Source organism: Acidobacteriota bacterium, from assembly GCA_019347945.1.
In the GTDB taxonomy this organism is placed as follows: Bacteria; Acidobacteriota; Thermoanaerobaculia; order Gp7-AA8; family JAHWKK01; genus JAHWKK01.
In genome coordinates, this window is the sequence record JAHWKK010000001.1 from 258,913 (window position 1) to 279,421 (window position 20,509).

Annotated in this window: 20 protein-coding genes; 4 read left to right on the forward strand and 16 right to left on the reverse strand. The window is 62.8% G+C overall.

The window, feature by feature from the left end; genetic code table 11:
• Positions 1-166: 166 nt before the first annotated feature.
• From KY459_01105 to KY459_01120, 4 genes are all read right to left on the reverse strand, one after another.
• Positions 167-2,602: a PQQ-dependent sugar dehydrogenase gene (locus tag KY459_01105; protein ID MBW3563307.1), complete on the reverse strand. Its 2,436-nt coding sequence runs from the start codon at positions 2,600-2,602 to the stop codon at positions 167-169.
• A 79-nt stretch (positions 2,603-2,681) separates the two neighbouring features.
• On the reverse strand, positions 2,682-3,146 hold the full coding sequence (locus tag KY459_01110; GenBank protein MBW3563308.1) for a hypothetical protein: 465 nt from the start codon (positions 3,144-3,146) through the stop codon (positions 2,682-2,684).
• A gap of 269 nt (positions 3,147-3,415) precedes the next feature.
• Entirely contained in the window at positions 3,416-4,390 is a 975-nt protein-coding gene (locus KY459_01115; protein MBW3563309.1) for a DMT family transporter, read from the reverse strand.
• A 170-nt stretch (positions 4,391-4,560) separates the two neighbouring features.
• Positions 4,561-5,382, reverse strand: coding sequence for a flap endonuclease (locus tag KY459_01120; GenBank protein ID MBW3563310.1), 822 nt, complete (start codon positions 5,380-5,382; stop codon positions 4,561-4,563).
• A gap of 133 nt (positions 5,383-5,515) precedes the next feature.
• Here KY459_01120 and KY459_01125 point away from each other — a divergent pair, with 133 nt between their 5' ends.
• Both KY459_01125 and KY459_01130 read left to right on the forward strand, forming a co-directional pair.
• Positions 5,516-5,767 (forward strand): hypothetical protein, encoded by a 252-nt coding sequence (locus tag KY459_01125; GenBank protein ID MBW3563311.1) that lies wholly within the window; start codon positions 5,516-5,518, stop codon positions 5,765-5,767.
• 55 nt (positions 5,768-5,822) lie between these two features.
• Positions 5,823-8,108, forward strand: coding sequence for a TonB-dependent receptor (locus KY459_01130; protein MBW3563312.1), 2,286 nt, complete (start codon positions 5,823-5,825; stop codon positions 8,106-8,108).
• 102 nt (positions 8,109-8,210) lie between these two features.
• On the opposite strand, the gene KY459_01135 is transcribed toward KY459_01130, so the two are convergent.
• The 3 genes from KY459_01135 to KY459_01145 all read right to left on the reverse strand — a co-directional run bounded on the left by KY459_01135 (position 8,211) and on the right by KY459_01145 (position 9,724).
• Positions 8,211-8,390 (reverse strand): type II toxin-antitoxin system MqsA family antitoxin, encoded by a 180-nt coding sequence (locus KY459_01135; GenBank protein ID MBW3563313.1) that lies wholly within the window; start codon positions 8,388-8,390, stop codon positions 8,211-8,213.
• 1 nt (position 8,391) lies between these two features.
• Positions 8,392-8,559, reverse strand: coding sequence for a DUF4258 domain-containing protein (locus KY459_01140; GenBank protein MBW3563314.1), 168 nt, complete (start codon positions 8,557-8,559; stop codon positions 8,392-8,394).
• Positions 8,560-8,707: 148 nt separating this feature from the next.
• Positions 8,708-9,724, reverse strand: coding sequence for a tetratricopeptide repeat protein (locus KY459_01145; GenBank protein ID MBW3563315.1), 1,017 nt, complete (start codon positions 9,722-9,724; stop codon positions 8,708-8,710).
• A gap of 221 nt (positions 9,725-9,945) precedes the next feature.
• Between KY459_01145 and KY459_01150 the strand changes: the two genes are divergently transcribed.
• Both KY459_01150 and KY459_01155 read left to right on the forward strand, forming a co-directional pair.
• Complete coding sequence (locus KY459_01150; GenBank protein ID MBW3563316.1) at positions 9,946-10,413, forward strand: hypothetical protein; 468 nt, start codon at positions 9,946-9,948, stop codon at positions 10,411-10,413.
• A 40-nt stretch (positions 10,414-10,453) separates the two neighbouring features.
• Positions 10,454-10,681: a hypothetical protein gene (locus KY459_01155; GenBank protein MBW3563317.1), complete on the forward strand. Its 228-nt coding sequence runs from the start codon at positions 10,454-10,456 to the stop codon at positions 10,679-10,681.
• Here KY459_01155 and KY459_01160 read toward each other — a convergent pair.
• From KY459_01160 to KY459_01200, 9 genes are read right to left on the reverse strand one after another with little or no spacing between them, the layout of a single operon-like run.
• A complete protein-coding gene (locus KY459_01160; protein ID MBW3563318.1) occupies positions 10,603-11,799 on the reverse strand; it encodes an FAD-dependent oxidoreductase in 1,197 nt (398 codons plus the stop codon). The two genes, KY459_01155 and KY459_01160, sit on opposite strands and share 79 nt — an antisense overlap.
• A complete protein-coding gene (gene hemN / locus KY459_01165) occupies positions 11,796-13,166 on the reverse strand; it encodes an oxygen-independent coproporphyrinogen III oxidase (GenBank protein MBW3563319.1) in 1,371 nt (456 codons plus the stop codon). The genes KY459_01160 and hemN overlap by 4 nt, the downstream gene beginning before the upstream one ends.
• Complete coding sequence (locus tag KY459_01170; GenBank protein MBW3563320.1) at positions 13,156-14,190, reverse strand: uroporphyrinogen decarboxylase; 1,035 nt, start codon at positions 14,188-14,190, stop codon at positions 13,156-13,158. The genes hemN and KY459_01170 overlap by 11 nt, the downstream gene beginning before the upstream one ends.
• Positions 14,180-14,866 (reverse strand): response regulator transcription factor, encoded by a 687-nt coding sequence (locus KY459_01175; GenBank protein ID MBW3563321.1) that lies wholly within the window; start codon positions 14,864-14,866, stop codon positions 14,180-14,182. The genes KY459_01170 and KY459_01175 overlap by 11 nt, the downstream gene beginning before the upstream one ends.
• Positions 14,863-15,750: a HAMP domain-containing histidine kinase gene (locus KY459_01180; GenBank protein ID MBW3563322.1), complete on the reverse strand. Its 888-nt coding sequence runs from the start codon at positions 15,748-15,750 to the stop codon at positions 14,863-14,865. The genes KY459_01175 and KY459_01180 overlap by 4 nt, the downstream gene beginning before the upstream one ends.
• Positions 15,740-17,047 carry a glutamate-1-semialdehyde 2,1-aminomutase gene (locus KY459_01185; GenBank protein ID MBW3563323.1) on the reverse strand — a complete coding sequence of 436 codons (1,308 nt, stop codon included), beginning with the start codon at positions 17,045-17,047 and terminating at the stop codon, positions 15,740-15,742. Before KY459_01185 ends, KY459_01180 begins: the two co-directional genes overlap by 11 nt.
• A 38-nt stretch (positions 17,048-17,085) precedes the next feature.
• Positions 17,086-18,060 carry a porphobilinogen synthase gene (hemB, locus tag KY459_01190; GenBank protein ID MBW3563324.1) on the reverse strand — a complete coding sequence of 325 codons (975 nt, stop codon included), beginning with the start codon at positions 18,058-18,060 and terminating at the stop codon, positions 17,086-17,088.
• Entirely contained in the window at positions 18,057-19,559 is a 1,503-nt protein-coding gene (locus KY459_01195) for a hydroxymethylbilane synthase (protein MBW3563325.1), read from the reverse strand. Before KY459_01195 ends, hemB begins: the two co-directional genes overlap by 4 nt.
• Complete coding sequence (locus KY459_01200; GenBank protein MBW3563326.1) at positions 19,550-20,437, reverse strand: hypothetical protein; 888 nt, start codon at positions 20,435-20,437, stop codon at positions 19,550-19,552. Before KY459_01200 ends, KY459_01195 begins: the two co-directional genes overlap by 10 nt.
• Between the last annotated feature and the right edge of the window lie 72 nt (positions 20,438-20,509).

The window sequence follows — 20,509 nt, forward strand, 5'->3', positions numbered from 1 at the left end:
AAAATGAGACCGTTGGTGCGATGTCTGCTCGGAATGCACGAGGTCGCTTGGACTTGCGGGGTCGGGTCTGAACTTGGAACTTAACGCGCTGCGGTTCCGCGAGCTCCGCCGATATATGAGTTAAGTTCCAAGTTCAGACCCGACCCCGTATGTCCGACACCGTCTCTCAGCGACGCCCGACCGCCCGACGCCGTGACGCCTCCTCCGCCGAGACCCTCACAGTCACCTGATCGCTGCTTCCGAGCGCGTCGGTGACCGTGAGCGTGACGAAGTATCTGCCGGGACTCGCGTAGGTGTGTGTCGGGTTCATCGCATTCGACTGAGTGCCGTCTCCGAAGTCCCACAGAAAGCGCAGCTCGTCGCCCTCCGGATCGCGCGAGCTCTCACCCAGGCACACGAGGGATTGCCGGTTCTCGCCGGTGATCGTGACCTGCACCACCGCTTCCGGCGGCCGATTCTCGTAGTACGCGATCAGCGATTGCAGTGTCCCGTCGATGACGACGCTCCTCGACCGGTTTCCGCCATCGGACCAGCGGACGAAGCTGCGATGATTCTGGACCGCCGGCGCCGAGATCACCCGGGACCCTCCGACCGGAGGTTCGACGAAGAACGGCGTCGTGAGGCTCTCGCTGCCGTAAACGAGCTGAAGACCGCTCGGGTTCGTATCGAGGACCAGCGATCCTGTGCGCGGATGAATCGCCACCCGGTCGAACCCGGAAGCTCCTCCCTCGTCGGTCGCGGTCAGCGTCAGCTCGATCCAGGTATCGTCTCCGTGGTCGTCCAGTTCCATCGATGTGCTCCCGCCCTTTCCGCTGAAGTGGTCGGGATGAACGTGCGATGCGTGATGGAGCACGGCGTTCCATTCGAGCCGCTCTTCTCCGAGCTCTCCTTCTTCCGGATCGTTCGCGCGGCCTCGCAGCTCGATCTCGTCTCCGATCGAGAACGTGGTTCCGCGTTCGGGCGAGATGATTTCGGCCGTCGGCGACGAGGCGCCCGCTCCGATCTCGATCTCGCTGCTTGCGGTCCCGCCGGACGGGTCCGAGACCGTCAACCGCACCCGATAGAAACGTGGCTCCACATAGGTGTGGACGGGATGGGGTTCGTGCGACGTCGTGCCGTCTCCGAGGTCCCAGAAAAATTCGAGCGGCTCTCCGTCGGGGTCGTCTGTTCCGTGCGAGGAAAAATGAACCTCCAGCGGCGGAGCACCGCTTCGCGGCGTCGCGTCGAGCACGATTTGGGGTGGACGGTTCGATCCGTTATACACGAGTCTCTGAATCGCGCCGGGATAGATCGTCACGACGTAGAAGTTTTTGTCCGGCCCGGAGAGGATCTGGACCACCGCACCGAGATTGAAGGCGAATGGCCTCGCGCTCCAGGTGCCGTCGTCGTTCGCGACGAGCAGACGAATCCATTGGTCGTTGAAATCGGCGAAGAAGAGGGCATCGCGAAACTCCTTCGGCCAGGAGTCACCGGTGTAGAAATCTCCGAGAATGAGCGCGCCACCGCTCGGCGAACGCCGGTAATGATGAATCGGAGGCGTCGCGACATCCGATTCGTACAGTTCGGCGCAGGCCTCTGCCGTCTCGGTGTGATTCTGAAACGCCGGCTGCGGAAGCGGCCCTTCGAAGCACGGCCAGCCGAAGTTCTTGCCTCGGCCGGCGTCGATCTCCTCCCAGGAGTTCCACCCGACGTCGCCCGCGAAGAGCTCTCCGGTCTTCGGATGGAACGCAAGCCGGAACGGATTGCGAACACCGTAATTCCAGACCTTCGAGATGTTGTGAGTCGGATTGCCGTCGAAGAACGGATTGTCCGGGAGGCCGTCGCCGGTCATCGGATCGACCCTCAAGATCTTTCCGGAGAGGCTGTCGAGATTCTGGGCACGGAGAGCTCGTTTGTCGAACGTGAGGGCGTTGGAGCCGTCACCGTGAGAGAACCAGAGAGCGCCGTCGGGACCGAAGGAGATCGAGTTAATTCCGTGCGAGTGACTCTCCGATGGTGCGCAGTCGTCGATCGGACGACCGTTTCGCTCGCAGAGCGGCTGCAGGTCGTCCGGCCCGGCATCCCCGATCACCTCGAGTGTGCCGGCAGCGCCGAAGATCACCTCGAGGCTTCCCTCGACCATGGTCTCGTAATCGGTCGACGCGTTCGCGGTGACGCGGACGAGACGGCTGACGCGGCGCCCCTTGCCGTCGGGTCCGTCGGCCTCCCCCTCAGCGCCCGGCAGGTCGGGCGGGTCCCAGGAGAAAGAGAGATAGACGAACGGCTCGACGGGAAACTCCGGGTGTACCGCAACTCCCGCAAGTCCTCTGTCGCCGAACTGATTGACCTCGCTCGATAGATCGACAAACGGCCGGGCGCGCAACTGGCCGTCGCGGATGACACGAACCTTTCCACCTTTCTCGGCGATGTAGAGAAGATCGCCGCCGCCTTGAGCGAACGCAATGGAGGTGGGGAGGTCGAGACTGGACGTGATCACATCCTCGAGGGCGAACCCGTCGGAAAGGATGGCTTCGCCCGACGCGATCGGCGCACTGCCAGCCAGAGCAGAAAGAAGAATCGTCAGCCCCGCTACGGGCCATCGTCCGAGCTGCGCCGGATGCATGCTCGGGAGCCGTTCATGAACCGTTCCCGGATACGACCTTTCGAAGACGGACCTTCACTGTGCTGAAGCCGATGGTCCGCTAATCCGGGGACTCGCCCGACGAACTCTTCAGGGCCTCGAGCCGCCGAAGGTCGGGTAGATCCTTCTCCGGACGCCCGGCGGCCTTCTTCATTCGAATGAGCTCTTCCACGCCAGCGAAAGAGGTGGGAACGCCGAGAAACTCACCCTGCGACCGTCCCTCCCATACTTCGATCCAGTCTGCGCCCGGAACCCGACTGTGAACCTCGACGCGGAGGAGACCTCCGAACGAGAGAATGTCGCCCGCGATGAAGTCTTCAGCCTGATATTCCGGCTCGAAGTGTCCCCACCGGGCAACGGCTCGCCGGACTTTCGCGGCGTTTTCCAGAGAGGGTTCGATCAGGACGTCAAGGTCTCTGGTCGTCCGGTACGGGATGTGGGACAGCACCGCGATTCCCCCGATGACGACATAGACCGCGCCTTCGCTGTTGAGTGATTCCAGGAAATCGGCAAAGTCCTTCGTCATCAGTGAGTCTCCTGGTGGACCAAAGCTCATAGACGCCGTCGAGCAGTGCAATGGCAGCTGCCATCCGTTCGGCCGGGGAGGCGTTTCGAGCATCCTCGACCTCCTGTTTCATGATCGATTCTTCAGACGAGTCGAGAGATATCCTGGTCGCCTGTCCTCTGAGTGTGATCCGCACCATCGCGCTCTTGAAAGATTATCTCATGCCGGAGCGATGGAGTGCCGCTTTGCAATCTTCAGAATGGTACGGAACCGGCGAGGCGACATCCCGCTCAGTGACCCCCGGGATTGCTTCTCGAGCCGTCAGCCGAAGCCAGTTTCTCTCCGCGATCTTCGCTCGAGGCGTCGGGACTCGCTCCGGTGGCGTCCGATTGCGCGACGATCTTTTCCCGGCGGATCAGGTAGAGGCCGCTCGCGATGATGACTGCCGAGCCGACGAAAGTGATTGCCGTCGGAATCCTCCCCCAGATCATCAGGTCGATCCCGACGCCCCAGGCGATGGCGGTGTACTCGAACGGTGCGACGAAGGACGACTCCCCACGGCTGAACGCTTCGGTAATCGCCCACTGCCCGAGCGACCCGCTCACTGCGATCCCTCCGATCGCCGCGAGATCGGTTGCGCGAATCGGGGTCCATGCGGGAGCGGCGATCACGGCCGCGCCTGTCCCCATCAGCAGCATCAGCCAGAAGACCATGCTGACCGTGGAGTCGGTGCGCCCGAGGACTCGCACGGTGATGGCGGAGATCGCGTAGCCGGTCGCCGAGGCCAGGACTGCGAGTCCGGCGACGATATTGACGGAGGTCGCCCCCGGCCGGAGGACGATGAGGACGCCGCACAGACCGACGACGATCGCCGTCCAGCGGCGCCAGCCGACTTTCTCTCCGAGAATCGGGACGGCGAAGGCCGTGATCAGAAGCGGCGCGACGAAAAAGATCGAATAAGCGGCCGACAGCGGGAGTGTTCTCAGCGAGAAGGCGAACGCGGCGAGCATCATGATTCCGAGCGCGCCTCTGAGAAGGTGGAGCGAGAAGCGGACTCGGAGCAGTTGCGCGAAGCCTCCGCTGAACGCCACCCAGAACAGTACGATGGGAAGCGAGGAGAGTCCGCGAATCGACGCGATCTGCACCGGTGCATAGTGGTTGCTGATCGCCTTGATGCACGCGTCCATCACCGAAAAAGACCCGACCGCGACGAGCATGTAGATCGCGGCGCGGACGTTTTGCGGCGCCTCCTCCGTGGCCGGCATGGCTTTCGGCGAGATGCCGGCGAGATCGTCGGAGACGCAGGTGCCTGGGAGTGCCGGCTCGGTCATGAGAGGCCGGAACAGCGGGGCATCCGGAAAATGCCGAGCGGGCGATTTCGGTGTCATCTCTTACCGAGCGTTCAGGCGAAAGGACTCGATGTGCGAGAAACTGCCTAACCCGGGAGCTTCGCGATCCGTTCCAGCAGCGGTTCCGCGTCCATCTCCTTCGCGACCTTTGCAAAGGTTTTCTCCGGCCCCTTCCATTCGAGCTCGTCGGCCTTCTTGAAGAGCGGCGCATCCGTCCGCAGCGTCGCGAGATCCTTGAAGAGCAGCGCGTGCTCGATGTCCCGAATGGTCCCCTCGGGGAACTCTTCGATCGGGCCGTACTTCTCGATCAGCCGCGCCGCGGTTTTCGGCCCGCACCCCCGGATGCCCGGATATCCGTCCGCGGCGTCGCCGACGAGCGCGAGATAGTCGGGGATGTACTTCGGCGGCACGCCGAACTTTTCGAGGACGCCCGCCTCGTCGCGGATCTTTCCGCTCCGGCGGTCGGCCTGAACGACACGCGTTCCCCTGACGCACTGCGCGAGATCCTTGTCGGGTGTCCAGATGCTGACTTTCTCGACCCGCTCGTCCTTCTTCGCGAGATGCGCCGCCGAAGCGAGCGCATCGTCGGCCTCGAGCTCCACCATCGGCCACGTGGCAACGCCCATCGAGATGAGCGCGGCCTCGAGCGGATGGAACTGCGCGAGGAGAGCCCGGTCGATTCCGGCGCCCGTCTTGTAGCCGGGCCACAGCTCGTTCCGGAACGATTCGATGACGTGATCGGTCGCGACGCCGAGGTGCGTCGCCCCCTGCTCGATCATCTGGATGACCGATCCGAGAACGCCCACGGCGGCGCCGTAAGGCTTCTCGCGGACCTTTTTCGGAGCCCTCTGCAGGCCGTAAAAATGGCGGAACAGCTCGTAGGTACCGTCGATCAGGTGAACGATCACGCGGCGACTATAGACGATGGGGTGCTGTCAGCCTCGGTAGTTCTCGCTCGCCCCGAAACGAGCCGGTCGGAACCGTTCACCTTTTCGTAATGAAATACGGTCGGCGAGGTCATAGATTGAAAGGGCGATGGCGATGACTCGCAGACGGATCGCGGTGGTCCTTCTCGCGGCGCTGGCCGCGACGGTGCTGCTGCACCTGCACGTCGCTGCCGAGCCCGGGGCGGTTCACTGCAACGTCTGCATACAGCAGACACACGTCGTCGTCGCCGACGCGGTTGCCATCGACGAAGACGTCGATAGTCTCCCCGCGGAGCCACTCCGGACGTTTGTCCTTTTCGAGCCCGCGGTAAGCGATCGCGCCGCCCCCAGAGCTCCGCCTGCCTGACTCGATTCACCGGTTCGGAATCCGCAGTCTCGTGATTCGACAGGAGAATTGACTCATGAAACGTATTTCCATCCGGGCGATCGTCGCCCTCTTCATTTTCGTGGTTCCGGTCCTTGCTCAGCAGGATCGGGGCTCCATTCGCGGCCGCCTCGAGACGGCCACCGGCCAGCCGATCACCCGAGCTGAGGTGAGCATCGTTGAGACGAGTGTCTCCACCCGCACTGATTCTGCCGGCACCTTCGCACTCATCAATCTCGCGCCGGGCACCTACACGCTACTGATCGAATCGAACCGTTTTGGCTCGCACGCGCGTTCGGTGGATGTCGTGGCGGGAGAGGAGACCGAGACCGTCATCACGATCGACGTCGGGGTCCACACCGAGGAGATCGTGGTCTCGGCCAGTCCCGACGCCAGGACGAGCTCCGAGGTGTATCAACCGATTGCGGTACTGAACGATCAGGATCTGCTGGAGAGATCGGAGGCCTCGCTCGGAGAGACGCTGAACAGCGAGCCGGGCGTGAGCTCGACCTATTTCGGCCCCGGTTCGAGCCGGCCGGTCATCCGCGGGCTCGGGGGCGACCGGATCCGGATTCTGGAGGACGGAATCGGAGGAGGAGATGCCTCGAACATCAGCCCCGATCACGCGGTCACCAGCGATCCTCTATCGGCGGAACGGATCGAGATCGTACGAGGTCCGGCGACGCTGCTCTATGGCAGCGCAGCCGTTGGTGGCATCGTGAACGTCTTCGACGGATCGATTCCCGACACCCTGCCGGGCGAGAAAGTCACCGGAACGGTCGATCTGATCGCCGGCACGGTGGCAGACGAGACGACCGGATCGATCCGGCTGGAAGGGGGAGCGGGTGCGATCGCATGGCACGTCGACTACCTGAACCGACAGACCGGTGACTATGAAATCCCCGGACCGGCGGAGGCGGAGCACGAAGAAGAAGAGCACGAAGGAGAGGAGCACGAAGAAGAGGAGCACGAGGGATTTCTCGAGAACAGCTCTCTCGACACCGAGACCGGGACCGTCGGGGCGTCGTGGATATTCAATAGAGGCTTTGCGGGAGTGGCGGTCAGCCGGTTCGAGACCAACTATGGAATCCCCGGCCACGCACACGGGCATGAAGACGAAGAGGGCGAAGATGGCGACCACGAGGAGGAAGAGGGCGTGCGCGTCGACATGAACCAGACGAAGATCGACTTCCGCAGCAGAATCGACGTCGGTGGTTTCATTCGAAACGTGAAGGTCCGCGCCGGGACGACCGATTACGAGCACGACGAGCTCGAAGGGGAAGAGATTGGAACCCATTTCGAGAACGACGGATGGGAAGCTCGTGTCGAGGCCGCGCACCGCGACATCGGCCCGTTCCGCGGAGCCTTCGGCGCCCAGGTGAGCCGCCGCGACTTCGTTGCCGTTGGCGAGGAAGCATTCGTCCCCCCGAACGAGACCGACATGAATGCGCTCTTCGTCTTCGAGGAGATGGAGCGGGGAGACTGGAACTTCCAGGCCGGAGCGAGATGGGAGCAGCAGGACGTCTCGACTCCGGGGGCGGAACTTCCGGACAGGTCATTCGATGGGGTCTCGGCATCGGTCGGTGCTTTGTGGAACGCGGCGGATACACCATGGTCGGTCGCCCTCTCCGTCGCCAGAACCGAGCGTCTCCCTACGGCAGAGGAGCTTTACTCGAACGGTCCCCACGTGGCGACGAGCAGCTTCGAGATCGGAGACCCGCTGCTGAACAAAGAAACAGCCCTCAGCGGTGATCTGACCTTCCGGGCGAGAGCGGACCGCTTCGAGGGGGAGATCACGATTTTCCGAACGGAGTTCAGCGACTTCATCTATCTGCAGCCGACGGGGCTGGAAGAGGACGAGCTCCCGGTGTTCACATACCTTCAGGACGACGCGGACTTCCACGGTGTCGAGCTCATCGGCCACTACGATTTTCTTCACTGGGATCCGCACCACGTCGAGCTCGAGGTGGGAGGAGACTGGGTGGAAGGGTCGCTCGAGGACGGGCGGAACCTTCCGCGCATCGCACCGATGCGAGTCTTCACGGCTCTGCTCTACGAAGCGGAAAGGCTCTTCGGCAGGTTCGAGGTCCGGCACGTGTTCGATCAGGACGATGTGGCCGAGCTCGAGGAGAGCACCGACGGATACACGTTCCTGAACGCGAACCTCGGATACCGGTTCATCGTCGCCGAGACCTCTCACATGATCATGTTGCGAGGACGGAATCTGACCGATGAGCTGGCGAGATCCCACGTCTCGCCACTCAAGGATGTGGCTCCGCTTCCCGGGCGTGATGTGAGTCTGGCATATCGCATCATTTTCTGAGCCAGAGGGGGCAGCGCAGAGAATTTCATATTGCGAGGCCGTGGACGAGGTGCCCCGGAGGTGTCTAATGGACGCCTTCGGGGTCCCTCGTGAAGCGCCTCGTCACGCGGCGTAGCGTACGATCTCGACCTCGGCGCGGCGCGCGGCTGCATCCTCGGCTTGGCGAAGCAGTCGGCCGGCTACTTCTTCCTCGAGCCAATACTCGCCGCAGTTGCGGCAGATATCCGCGGGGACTCCTTTGACGATGACGGTAGTCTGCTCGCGCTCGAGAATGACCGATATTTCACCCGAGCCTGCTTCTGAAAGGCTGGTCGTGAGGATACTCTTCGATGACTTCTCCTGTTCGGATGGCCTCGCGCACGTCTTCCGGGGAGATTTCGCGTTCGAACATCCTTTCGACGGCGTGACGACTGAATCGCAGATCGAGGCAGTTCCAGACTTGGTCGATCATCGGTCTCTCAGGGATTTTACCGCGCTCCTCCGCCCCTCACACCGGCTCAGTATCGCCTGCAAGGAGTCGCATCCATCGGCCGTTCGAGAGGAAGCAGGACGAGGAGAGACGTGGGCGATGAAAGTGATCCCTCGAACGTCCGCGGTCGTCAGTTCATCTGGTCCAGCAGTGCTTTCGCGTCGCTTGCCTCCGGGCTCTCCGGCGCGAGCTGGACCACCTTTTCGAAATCGGCGCGCGCTTCGTTCATTTTCTCCATCTGGAGTGACGCGATCCCTCTGTAGTAATAGGGCTCGCCCTTGGTGGGATCGATCGACACGGCACGATCGGCGTAGCGGTGTGCCTCGTTCGCATTCCCCTGGTTCAGGAACAGAATCGCGACGTTGAGAAAAGCGGTCGGCTCGTGCAGCGCGCCGGCGGGGAGGGCATCGACCACTTCCCGCGCCCGCTCCAGATTGCCCTGCTCGGCGAGAAGATTCACCATGAGCATGGCGATCCCGACGTTCGAGGGCTCGACCTCGAGGACATCTTCCAGAAGAGCGACGGCCGCGTCGAGCTCACCCACCGCATAGTGAGAGCGCGCGAGCGCCTTCATGATCTCGACATGGTCGGGGATCAGCTCGTGGGCTTTCCGGAACTCGACGACTGCTGCCCGGTGAAGCTCGGCCAGCTCTTCGGGAGTCGGCGGACCGGCATCCGGGGTGAGACCGAGCGCTTCGAGGTCTTCCGGAGTCGCGGTTCCGGCGGCGCGTCGAAGCAGCCTCTCTCCGGCCTGAACCGCTGCGACTGCCTCTGGTGAAACCGAAGGCTCGGGAGTAGGCGGCTCTTCCGCGGGTGCGGGTGCAGCCTGGGGACGCGGCTCCATCGTGCTGTTCAGCGGAGGCATCCGGCCGGCTTCACTGACGTTGACGCTTCCGCGGAAAGTGAGGAAGCCCTCCTTCGAAATGTCGATGTTCCACGGGCCGCCCACCGGGAGGAGCGCCGCCCACCGGCCACGTTTGTCAGTCCGCATCGGCTGCATCTCCGGGACGCGTTCGGAGGTCAGCTTCACCTCGGCGCCCGTCACCGGCTTCCCATCGGGATCGGTGACCTGTCCCGTCAGGCGGACCTGAGCGAAAAGGGGGGTCGTCAGAAGCAGAAAGGCAATAGTCGTCAGGATCGTTTTCAATTCTGTTTTCCTCTTGTCGAATCGAATGGAATCGGGCCGTCTGGCCCGGGCTCGCAACTCCACAAAAAAGGAAGCCTGCGGGGATAATTCCCCTGTGAAGAGGGGCACCGGGGAGTGTTCGTGCCGGACGGATGCTACAATCGCCCTCCCACTTCGGCGGAGAAAAGTTAGTGTGCGGAAAGTTCTGCCGTTTCACCGCTGCACAGACCGAGAGAAACCAGATGAGCCGACTTGACATCCCGATCACGAGTTTCCTGATTCTTTTCGGACTCGCATGTTCCTCCGGAGCTCCCGACTCCCCCCCCTCCGAGATGAGCGAGCCGGAGATTCGCGTCCGTCAGCCCGAGGGGCAGTTCGAGGTGATGGAGGTCGGCGATATCGACATCAATCTTCAGATCGATGTCTTCAACGGGTCGTCCGAAGAGATCACTCTGAAGCGCGTCGGGCTCCGGTCGATCCCGACCTCGGACATTCAGTTCGCTTCGTCGGGCAGGAATCTGGACGAGGCGATTCCTCCCGGCAGCGTCAGGACCGTCGACGTCTGGGTGCGGGCGACGAACAGCAGCTCATCGCTCAGTCCTTCGATGACCGTTCGAGGCACGGCCGTCTTCGTCTACTCCGGAGGAACGTTCAGGACGATATTCACCGAATCTGTGGTCGAGTCCAATATGCAGTTCCGGCCGCGATGATGTGGGTTTGAGGTTGGAGGTTGGAGGGGGCGGCTCGTGAGTGAAGGGTACGAGTACTGAGAAGGTACCTTCGCGGCGCCTTCTGTCACTCTTCACTCTGTCACTCTTCACTCTTCACTCTTCACTCTTCTTTTCACTCTTCACTCTTCACTCTTCACTCTTCACTCTTCACTCTTCACTCTTCACTCTTCACTCTTCACTCTTCACTCTTCTCGCGACGTCCCAGGCTCGTTCGATCAGCGCCGGGAGTCCGATTCCGCGAAGGTAATTCCCGGCGAGGAACGTCCCGGGCGGCATTTCGATCCCCTTGCGCAGCATCCGCTCGAGGCGGAGGTCGTAATGCGGAAGGGCGTGTGGCCAGCGCTGCAGATAGACCGCCGTAGGTTCGACCGCGCGCCCGTACACCGTCCGCCGATCGCGTGCGACGAGATCGATGAGCGCATCGTCATCGAGCGCCATCACGTCGCGGTCGATCGCGCCGCCATAAATCCAGCTTTCCCCATGGCCATCGCCGCGACCTGGGAAAATGTTGGTGTTGAAGAGAACGCCGAGTGCCCTGACACCCTGCTCGCGCGGAAAGAGGATGCCGAATCCTCCGATCGTATGCTCGCTCGCTGGATAAAACGCGGTGACGCGAACCAGTGGCAGCATCTCGATCCGCTCGAGCTGTGCAGCGGACTCTGATGATCGCTGTCGAAGAAGCGGGACGGCGTCACTGGCCGACGTGGCGACGACGACAGGACCCTCGCGATCGATGGAGGCCGATTCGACTCCAGTCTCGATCTCGACTCCGAGCGAGAGCAGCTTCTGCTCGAGCGCATCGATGAGCTGGCTCATCCCGACTGGTGGCGCGACGAGCTCTCTCTTCGTCCCTCTTTCAGTCTTCTCCTTCTTTCCGAAGATCAGACTCGCGCTGAGCTCGCGCGGATCGCCGGCGTAGATCCCCTGCAACGCTGCTCCGACGAGGTATCGCGTCGCGCTCTCCCCGAGAACGCGGCCCGACCATTCGTGAACGGTCTCCCGCTCCCGGGGGGGGAACCGTCGTGCGAGGAGGTTTTTGGTCAGCTTTCCAGCGAGCCCGAGACTCTCGATCGGTCCGAGAGGCCAGCGCCGCGGGCCGTCGCGGTAGATATAGCGGGCGCGGCTTTCCTTCTTCGGCCCGATCAGCGGGAGATCGAGCTCGGCGCAGAGGGTTTCGAGCTTAGCCGAGCTTCGGATGCTGTTCGCCGCGAGCTCCACCGGGCCATGCGGCGTTGCGAGGGTTCCGATCAGACCTCCGAGGCGGTTGTCCTTCTCGATGAGCCTGACCGGCAGACCGAGCTTCGCGAGGTAGAAGGAGGTGACGAGTCCGGAGACCCCACCACCGACCACCGTGACCCGGTTCATATCGAGCTCGAGAAGATCGGCTGATCGGGAGCGGCGGCTCTCAGTCGCTGGTCGAAGAAGACCGTCGCGTTGCGGAGGAACGGTTTCCCTGATTCCGTGAGGACGAGCTCGTTGCCGTCAAAGTGAACGATCCCATCGTCGAACAGAGGCGACAGGTACGTGCGGGCGTCGTCGATCTGGGCGGGCTCGAGCGTCACGCGAAGCTTCGTCATGAACTCGAGGATCTGCTGGCGAAGCTTCTGGTCCTCTTTGGTCAGAAGGTGGCCGCGAAGCGTCGGAATCTCTCCCGCCTGTACGCGCCGCTCGTAAACGGGCATCACCTTTTCGTTCTGGTGGAAGCAGGTGGGCGTTTCCGAGATGGCGCTGACGCCGAGTCCGAGCAGGATGTCGGTTCTGAACTCGGTGTATCCCATGAAGTTCCGGTGGAGCTCGCCGTTCTCGCGCGCGGTGTTGAGCGAATCCTCCGGGAGTGCGAAGTGGTCCATTCCGATCTCGATGTAGCCGGCATCGATGAAGATGTCGTGCGCGATCTCGTAGAGCTGGCGCTTGTCCTGACCTTCCGGCAGATCTTCGTCCCGGAAGAGTCGCTGAGCCGGCTTGATCCAGGGGACTTTGGCGAAGCTGTAGAGCGCGATGCGGTCGGGTCTCAGACCTGCGGTCAGCTCTGCCGTTTTCCGCATCGATTGCGGGCTCTGTTTCGGCAGCCCGTAAATCAGGTCGTAGTTCACCGAGGTGTAGCCCATCGCCCGTGCGTCTTCGGTCAGTTTCTGCGTGACGTCGTACGGCTGGATGCGGTTGACGAGGTGCTGGACCACCGGATCGAAGTCCTGGACGCCCATCGAGACGCGCGTGAAGCCGGCGTCGTAGAGCGTGTTCAGATGTTCGGCGTTGGTCACGCGCGGATTGACCTCGACGGAAGCGTCGAAGGCATCCGCTCTGTAGCTCACCCGTTCGAGCAGAGGGGCGAGGAGCAGCTCGAGGCTCGCCGGTGAGAGAAACGTCGGGGTTCCTCCGCCGAGATGGAGCTGCCGCAGCGGTCGCTTCCCGAGATCGGGAACCGAGTCGAGATAGCGCGACCATTCGTCGTGAATCAGCCGGACGTACGGCTCTTCGCGTTGATGATTGCGCGTGATCACGGTGTTGCAGCCGCAGAACGTACAGAGGGTCTCGCAGAATGGGATGTGGAGGTAGACCGCCCAGGTGGCGTCCGGTTTCGCCGCTGCTTTCCGGAGCTCGTCGAGCCACTGTTCGGTCGTCGGACTGTCGGTCCAGTAGGGAACCGTCGGATAGCTCGTGTACCGCGGCACCGCCACGTCGTACTTGTCGAGGATCCGTGAGGATGGTCTGGTCGTGCTCTTACGAGTCATCAAAAACCTCTCGTACCGTTCGCACGAAGGTGCGGACATTCTCTTCTGGTGTGCGCGGCAGTACGCCGTGGCCGAGGCCACAGATCCAGCCGCGCCGCGCTTCCGGGCTGAGATCGGTCAATGGTTGCAGGTAGACCCGGAGCTGCTTCTGAAACTCTTTCGTTTCCAGGAACAGAAGGCTCTGGTCAAAGTTTCCCTGAACGAATCCGATCTCGCGGCCGAGGGTGAAAGCTTCACGGATGTCCCACCTCCAGTCGACGCCGATTCCCGCGAGCGATCCGGATCCGAATCGCGGATCGCGAAGATGCGCGGGCTGAGTTCCTCGGGCGTAATAGCCGATTTTTCCGGGGAACGCCTCGAACAGACGTGCGAGATCACCGACGACGAACCGGTGATACCAGTCGGGAGCGAGCTCGCCGGCGGCAGTGTCGAAGATCATGACGGTTTCGGCCCCACCGTCGAGTTGCAGCCGGATGTTCTCGGTCAGCAGAGGGACGAGGCGATCGGAAAACGCTCTGAACAGATCGGTGTCGGTTTTGACGTCGATCAGGTTTCCCTTGTGGCTCCCCTCGACGGCATAGACGAAGAGCGTCCACGGTCCACCGACGAATCCGATGACGCTTTTGTTCTGCGGGATTCGCTCGCGGGTCAGTTTCATCGCTTCGCGCTGGAACTCGAGATGAGGCAGTGCATCTTCGAGAGATCGAAGCTTTCGGAGTTGCGATCGATCGAGCTTCGGTTCGAGTGCCGGTCCGGAATCCCGGTACTCCAGCCCGAGCCCGAGCGCCTGCAGCGGGAAGAGAAGATCGCTGAAGAGAATGGCGACATCGAAGTCGAAGTCGTCGACCGGACCGAATGCCACTTCGGAGGCCAGCTCCGGAATCCTGCAGAGCTCCATGAAGGAATGCCTCGCGCGGAGCGCCTGGTAATGTGCGTGGTAGCGTCCCGCCTGCCGCATGAACCAGACCGGCGGTACTGGTTGTGCGATCCGCTGCAGAGCGTTCTGGAATCTTTCAGACGCCATCGTCGGTCCCTTCGACTCCGGCCCACTGATATCCGATGCCACGCACGGAGCGGATTGCGCTCGCGCCCGTTTCCCCGAGCGCCTGGCGGAGGCGGAGAATTGCGTTGTCGACCGTGCGCTGCGACGGGAACCGGTCCTCTCTCCAGACCCGGTCGAGAATCTCGTCGCGGCTGACGACGTTCGGTGCCGCCTCGATGAGCAGCCGAAGCACCTGAAAGTCACGGGACTGCGGATACTCCCTCGTTCCGTGTTCGTCGATGATCGCCATCGCCTGCAGATCGATCGTTCTGTTGCCGACCGAGACCCGCTCACGCGAAGCGTGGGTCTCGAGCACATGTCGGATTCTGATGAAGAGCTCCTTGAGGTGAAATGGTTTCGGAATGAACTCGTCCGCGCCGATCTCGAACCCTTCGAGCCGGTTCTCCGCCGAGCTCATCGCCGTCATGAACATGATCGGCGTCGACGAGACCGACTTGATTCTGCGGGCGAGGTCGAACCCGGAGCCGTCAGGAAGCCCGACGTCGAGGATGACGACGTCCCACTTTTCCCGCTCGAATGCTCTCGTTGCATCGGCGAGGCTGGTCGTCCACGTCGTATCGAAGCCCTCCTTGCGAAGGCGCTCGGTCAGAGTCGTCCCGAGCGATACGTCGTCTTCGAGGACGAGAACCCTGCTCATGCGCGCGCCTCCGGAATCTCGAGAGTTGCGACGAGGCCGCGACTCCCGCGGGAGAGAACGAGCGCCCCCTTCATCCGAATCAGCAGCTGCCGCGAGATGTAGAGCCCCACCCCGGTGCCGCTTCGCGAGGTCGGCCGGAAGAAAAGGCGTCCGAGCTCCGACGGGTCGGTCGCGGGACCGCTGCCGTTGTCCTCAACGATGATCCTGACGTTGGAGCCGGTTCCCTTCTCGACTCTGATGGTGACGGCATCGGCTCCGCCGTGCACCAGGGCGTTCTGGAAGAGGTTCCGGAGGACGCTCTCCAGCGCTCGTGCATCCGCGAGAATCATCGCGTCGTCCTCGATACGGACGTCGAGCTCGCTGAACTCCGACGCGATCGAATCGACCGTTCGTTTCAGCGAAAGGGGCTCGATGTAGAGACGTCCCTTGTGGCGGTTCGCGTAGAAAAGTGAGTTGTCGAGCTGCAGCTGCAGACGGACCGAGTCCTTCAAGAGCCGCTCGAGAAGCGGATTCCGTTCGCCTTTTTCCGCGAAGTCTTCCTGGAGACTCTCCACCTGCAGTCTGAGGCTCGCCAGCGAGGTGCGGAGATCGTGGGTGAACGCGGCGAGAAACTCCTCGACGGCTCGGTGACGGCGGCGCTCGCGGTGAGTCGCGTAGAGCAGAGCGGTTCCTCCCGCGACGAGCGAGGCGATCAGCACACTGCCTTCCCACAGAAGCATCCGGTGCGCAGCCGCAATCTCTACTGTGCGCGTCTGATCGACCGACCTGAGCATTTCGGTTTGGCGCAGACCGAAGATCAGCCACCAGCTCGCCAGCGAGACGGTGAAAACGAGCCATAGGATTGCGAGAGCGATCTCGATCCGGTGTCTCTGCTCAGTTTCCATCAATCATCTTCGCGGCTTTCTCGAGACCATCCGCCGCGATCTCGAGCGTTTCCTGATCGTGTGCAGCAGAAAGAAATCCTACCTCGTACGCGCTCGGGGCGAGATAGACGCCGTTGGCCAGAGCCGCATGGAAAAGGCTGGCGAAGCGATCGGCGTGAGTCTGCGAGATCCGGTCGACTCGCCGGATCGGTTCCCCGGATGCCGAATGAATCCAGATGAGCGAGCCGTATTGCGTGACGTCGAATGGTGAGCCCGCTGCACGGAAGCGCGTTCGGAGCTCGGCCGCGAAGTCCTTCCCCCTCTCCTCCAGCATCTTCCAGACCCCGATCTCCTCCGCCTTTCGCAGCGTTGCGAGCCCGGCACGGACCCCGATGGGGTTCGCGCTCAGCGTACCCGCCTGATAGACGGGACCGGCCGGTGCAACGAGATCCATCAGATCCCTCCGCCCCGCGTAGCAGCCGATCGGAAAGCCACCACCGATGACTTTTCCGTACGTGACGAGGTCGGGTTGAATTCCGAGAACTTCGGCCATCCCGCCGGCGGCGACGCGGAAACCGGAGATCACTTCGTCGAAGATCACGAGGGCGCCGTGGTTGCGGGCCGTCTTCACGACGTGGTCGAGGAACTCGCGACGCTGAATCAGTAGCCCATTGTTGGCGGGGAGCGGTTCGAGGATCACGGCCGCGATCTCACCATCGTATTGCTCGAAAGCGGCGGTCACCTCGTCCTCCGAGTCGAGAGAGGCGACGACGGTCTCGGCCGCGACCTCTTTCGAGACTCCAGCGCTCGAGCTCGTCACCGGTCCCGCGAGCCCGCTTCCCGCTTTCACCAGAAGCGAGTCGCTGTGGCCGTGATAGCAGCCGTCGAACTTCAGAATCCGGCGTCGTCCGGTGGCCGCGCGGGCAATCCGGGTCGCGCTCATCACCGCCTCGGTTCCGGATGAGACGAATCGGAGTTTCTCAGCCCACGGAATTCGTGCGTTGATCCATTCGGCGAGCTCGAGCGAGTAGGGCTCGCAGGTCCCGAAGGTCCAGGCGAGATCGAGAGTCTCCCGAACGACCGCATCGACATCCGGATCGCGATGTCCGAGGATCAGCGGTCCGAAGCTCTGGCAGAAATCGATGAAGGTCTCTCCGTCGACCGACGTGAGGCGCGCGCCGTCTCCGCTCCTGAAGAAAACGGGAGATCCTCCGACGCTTCGGAAGGACCGGACCGGGCTGTGGACGCCGCCGGGGGTCACCTCGAGCGCGCGTTCGAACAGCGGCGCGGAAGCGGGAGATTGGTAGTGTGTCGTCATTGGTTGTTCTCGGACTCTTCGGGCCTGCAGGGCGTCGGTCAGTTTTGCACTTTCAGTCCGATCGCGGCTGCCCGTCGGGCGCCGTAGGTGATGATGTACTGCGCGCCGGCGCGCCGGAAGACATGCCACGTTTCGAGAAGCGCACGATCGAGGTCGGTCAATCCCTTTTCCGCCAGCAGAGCCAGGCCGGCGTACTCGCCACTGACCTGATAGGCGCCGACGGGCCGGTCGGTCAGTTCCCGGATCGGCAGGATGAGATCGATCGAGGTCATGCCCGGCTTCACCATCAGCAGATCGGCTCCTTCCTCCGCGCATCGGACGCTCGCCCGGATGGCGTCGGAGCGGTTTCGCGGGTCGATCTGGTAAGCCTTTCGATCGCCGAACTGCGGCGCGGAATCGGCAGCCTCGCGAAACGGCCCGTAGAAGCTGCTGGCGAACTTCGTCGAGTAGCTCATGATCGGAATCATCTCGTGTCCGGCCTCGTCGAGAGCCTGCCGGATCGCTCCTGTGCGTCCATCCATCATGTCGCTCGGACTGACACCGTCTGCGCCGGCATCGGCGAACGCGAGGGCAGATCGGCTGAGCTCCTCCAGCGTCGCGTCGAGATCGATCTCGTCGTCGTCCCCGAAGACGCAGCAGTGTCCATGCTCGGTCGAGGAACAGAGGCACGTATCGACCCAGAGAGTGAATGCCCTGCCGTGCGCCTTCCGAAGAGAGGAGATGACACCGGAGGTGAAGTCGTGATCGAAGTTCTTCGTCCCTTTGCCCGGGGGAACGGGAAAGAGGATGAAGTGGCGGACGCCGTTCTCGATGTCGGAACCGACCTGGCGGACCGCCGACTCAATGTCCATCCGGTTGTTTCCGGTCAGGCCGGTGATCGGCTGCTCTCCCTTCACACCGTCGACGACGAAGAGCGGCTGGATCAGATGACTCGTCGTCAGCTCCACCTCGTCGCAGAGGTCGCGAAGCTGCTGCGTTTTCCGCAGCCGCATCAGGCGTTCGATCTCGCTCATTCCGTTACATCCTTGAGCCATTCATCGTGGCTCAGCCAGATGTCGATTCTCGCGTCGCTCCCCAGCCTGTCGCGAACGATTCCGTACGTGTTTCCCGGTCCGCAGCCGTGCCATCGATCCGCGATCTCCGGCTGGCGCTCGACGGCGTCGAGAAAGCGACTGCCGCTGGTCCAGAAGAAATGGGTGTACTGACTGAGATCGGGTTGTTCGTCGCCGGAGGAAATCAGCCGGTAGGTCGCCAGCCGCTCGAGCCGCCGCTCCGCCTCGGCGCGATCGTGTGTGAGCTTGATCCAGCGAATCGATCGACTGGCGATGATCTCGGTGCCCGGATTTTCGTCCTCACCGAGGCCTTCGGCGGAGCCGTTGACCCAGACTCCGCGCCGGGCGAGACTCCGCCAGGTTTGGAGTCCCGCGGTCCAGACCGGGCGGGACGACGAGACTCTCCAGGACTTCGGGAGCGCGTCCGCGCGTGCGACCCAGTAGCCGGCGTCGTCGTCGGGCTGCGCGACGTCGAGGGGCTCACGCAGCATCCGGTTCGCGCCACGCTCGACGGGCCAGATCCGGTTGCGGCTCGTTCGGGGTGTCCGCCGCTCCCGCTCCAGCTCGAACCGGTCGAGTGTTTCGCCGGCGTCGGTCCGGCCGCGCAGACTGATGATCGTACCGTATGGCCTCGTGAGTACCGTGACACCGATCTTCTGGTGACAACCGCCGCCGTAGGAGCGGAGGATCTGTCGTTCGCGCTCGGCGTTACTGAACGTCGTTCGGTCGTTGAGTGATCCGACGAGCCGCGCGAGCTCCGGATTCTCTTGCGGAGCGATCTCCATCGCCAGCGCGCCCTGCGCAGCGCCCGTGGGGTTGTCGCTGATTGGAAGCACCATCCAGTGACAGAGCTCGAGATTGCGGCGAACTTCCTCGCGCGTCGCCGCGAATTCGCCGGCGGTCGATCCGAGGAGGCGATCGAGCGCCGCCTTCGCAACGACGAGCCCGTCCTGCTCCCCTTCGACGAGCTTGCGAACTCGGGTTGGAACATTGCCGCGAATCGGAACGAACTCGATCTTCAGCCCGGTGACGGGGAGCGCCCACGCCAGGAACGATTCGAGATTGTGAGCCCGCCGCGGTGAAGAGCTCAGAAGCGTGATTCGTGCTCCCGGCTCTGCTCTCTCCCATCGATCCCGCCGCATCAGAAGAACGTCACGCGTGTCGGCGCGCGGCAGCGTTCCGGCGACTTCGGTTCCTTCGCGCGGCTCGGTCGGAAGATCCTTCCACGAGTGAACCACGAGGTCAGTCTTCCCCGATCGCAGGTCCTCGACGAAGTCCTCGGTGAACACCCCTTTCTCCGGCATCGCCCAGAGGGGATCCTGCTGATTTTTGTCGCCGAGAGATTCGCGAAAGTGCGGGATGATCTCGATGTCCGGAACGGCTGAACGGAAGGCGGCGGCGACCTGGTGAATTTGGATTCTGGATAAGTCGCTCGAGCGCCCGGAGACTCTCAGGCGCACAGATCCTCCCAGCCGAAGGGACGGACCTCGTAGCGCTGCCAGAAATCGGCGGCGCGGGCTCGGATCTCCGCACGAGCCTTTTCGACCTGCTCGTCCGCCGATCTCCGGTTCGCCTCGAGGCTCTCGAGGATCTCGGAGAAGTGGACGATCCTGGGGCCGGCAACGGTCAGCGTGTCGGTGCGTCCCTCACCGCGGAGATCGACGATCGTGTGGAAACGATGGCCGGTCCGCTCGATCCACTTGCGGATCTCGCCCGCGGTCATGGGCGCGGCGATGATGAGGCCGACGGGAGCGGAGAGATCGTCATCGAATGTGTCATCGATGCTGTGAACCGCGGCTTCCGGGTGGCGCTCGACGAGCTCGACCGCGGCTTCGGGCCGGCGGCAGAAGATCTCGACGCGGTGACCGACGAGAGAGGGGATCGTCTCCTGAACGAGATATCCCGCTCCGAGAATGACGATCGTGGGGCAGCCGGCGAGGTGACGCTGAGCGAGCTGGCCGTAGGAGCGCCCTCCGAGCCCAGTCAGATGGTTGGTGCGAACTTTCTTGGCGTCCGCGATCAGGCGCTGCATCCAGGGCGCCGTGCAGCGGGCGGCGGGTCCGTTCGCCGCATGAACCGCGAAGTTCCTGAACTGTCCCATCACCTCGGTCTCGCCGACCAGCGGCGAGTGAAGACCGCAGATGACTTCGAGGAGAAACTGGTAGCCGTCCTGACGAACGTAAACGGCGTCATCCGGCCGGAGGTCCTCGCGGTTCAGCTTGTGCGAGTCGAGTATGGCGATCTCGCGGAGGCAGGTTTTCCAGACGAGCGCGTGCTCGAGCTGCGCATCGAAGTTGCGTCCGGGCTGACCGTTTACGACCGCGAGTGATTCCGCCACGCGACGAATATAAGAAGGATCGGCGGGTGGTTTGTCACGGTTTTGTCCGGCGGGTGGATTTTTTTCGGTTTT

Excerpts from the sequence above, each read along its gene's own strand:
- KY459_01105 (MBW3563307.1), bottom strand. The coding sequence starts at position 2,602 with ATGCATCCGGCGCAGCTCGGACGATGGCCCGTAGCGGGGCTGACGATT.
- KY459_01110 (MBW3563308.1), bottom strand. The coding sequence starts at position 3,146 with ATGACGAAGGACTTTGCCGATTTCCTGGAATCACTCAACAGCGAAGGC.
- KY459_01115 (MBW3563309.1), bottom strand. The coding sequence starts at position 4,390 with ATGCCGGCCACGGAGGAGGCGCCGCAAAACGTCCGCGCCGCGATCTAC.
- KY459_01125 (MBW3563311.1), top strand. The coding sequence starts at position 5,516 with ATGACTCGCAGACGGATCGCGGTGGTCCTTCTCGCGGCGCTGGCCGCG.
- KY459_01130 (MBW3563312.1), top strand. The coding sequence starts at position 5,823 with ATGAAACGTATTTCCATCCGGGCGATCGTCGCCCTCTTCATTTTCGTG.
- KY459_01140 (MBW3563314.1), bottom strand. The coding sequence starts at position 8,559 with ATGATCGACCAAGTCTGGAACTGCCTCGATCTGCGATTCAGTCGTCAC.
- KY459_01150 (MBW3563316.1), top strand. The coding sequence starts at position 9,946 with ATGAGCCGACTTGACATCCCGATCACGAGTTTCCTGATTCTTTTCGGA.
- KY459_01160 (MBW3563318.1), bottom strand. The coding sequence starts at position 11,799 with ATGAACCGGGTCACGGTGGTCGGTGGTGGGGTCTCCGGACTCGTCACC.
- hemN (MBW3563319.1), bottom strand. The coding sequence starts at position 13,166 with ATGACTCGTAAGAGCACGACCAGACCATCCTCACGGATCCTCGACAAG.
- KY459_01170 (MBW3563320.1), bottom strand. The coding sequence starts at position 14,190 with ATGGCGTCTGAAAGATTCCAGAACGCTCTGCAGCGGATCGCACAACCA.
- KY459_01175 (MBW3563321.1), bottom strand. The coding sequence starts at position 14,866 with ATGAGCAGGGTTCTCGTCCTCGAAGACGACGTATCGCTCGGGACGACT.
- KY459_01180 (MBW3563322.1), bottom strand. The coding sequence starts at position 15,750 with ATGGAAACTGAGCAGAGACACCGGATCGAGATCGCTCTCGCAATCCTA.
- KY459_01185 (MBW3563323.1), bottom strand. The coding sequence starts at position 17,047 with ATGACGACACACTACCAATCTCCCGCTTCCGCGCCGCTGTTCGAACGC.
- hemB (MBW3563324.1), bottom strand. The coding sequence starts at position 18,060 with ATGAGCGAGATCGAACGCCTGATGCGGCTGCGGAAAACGCAGCAGCTT.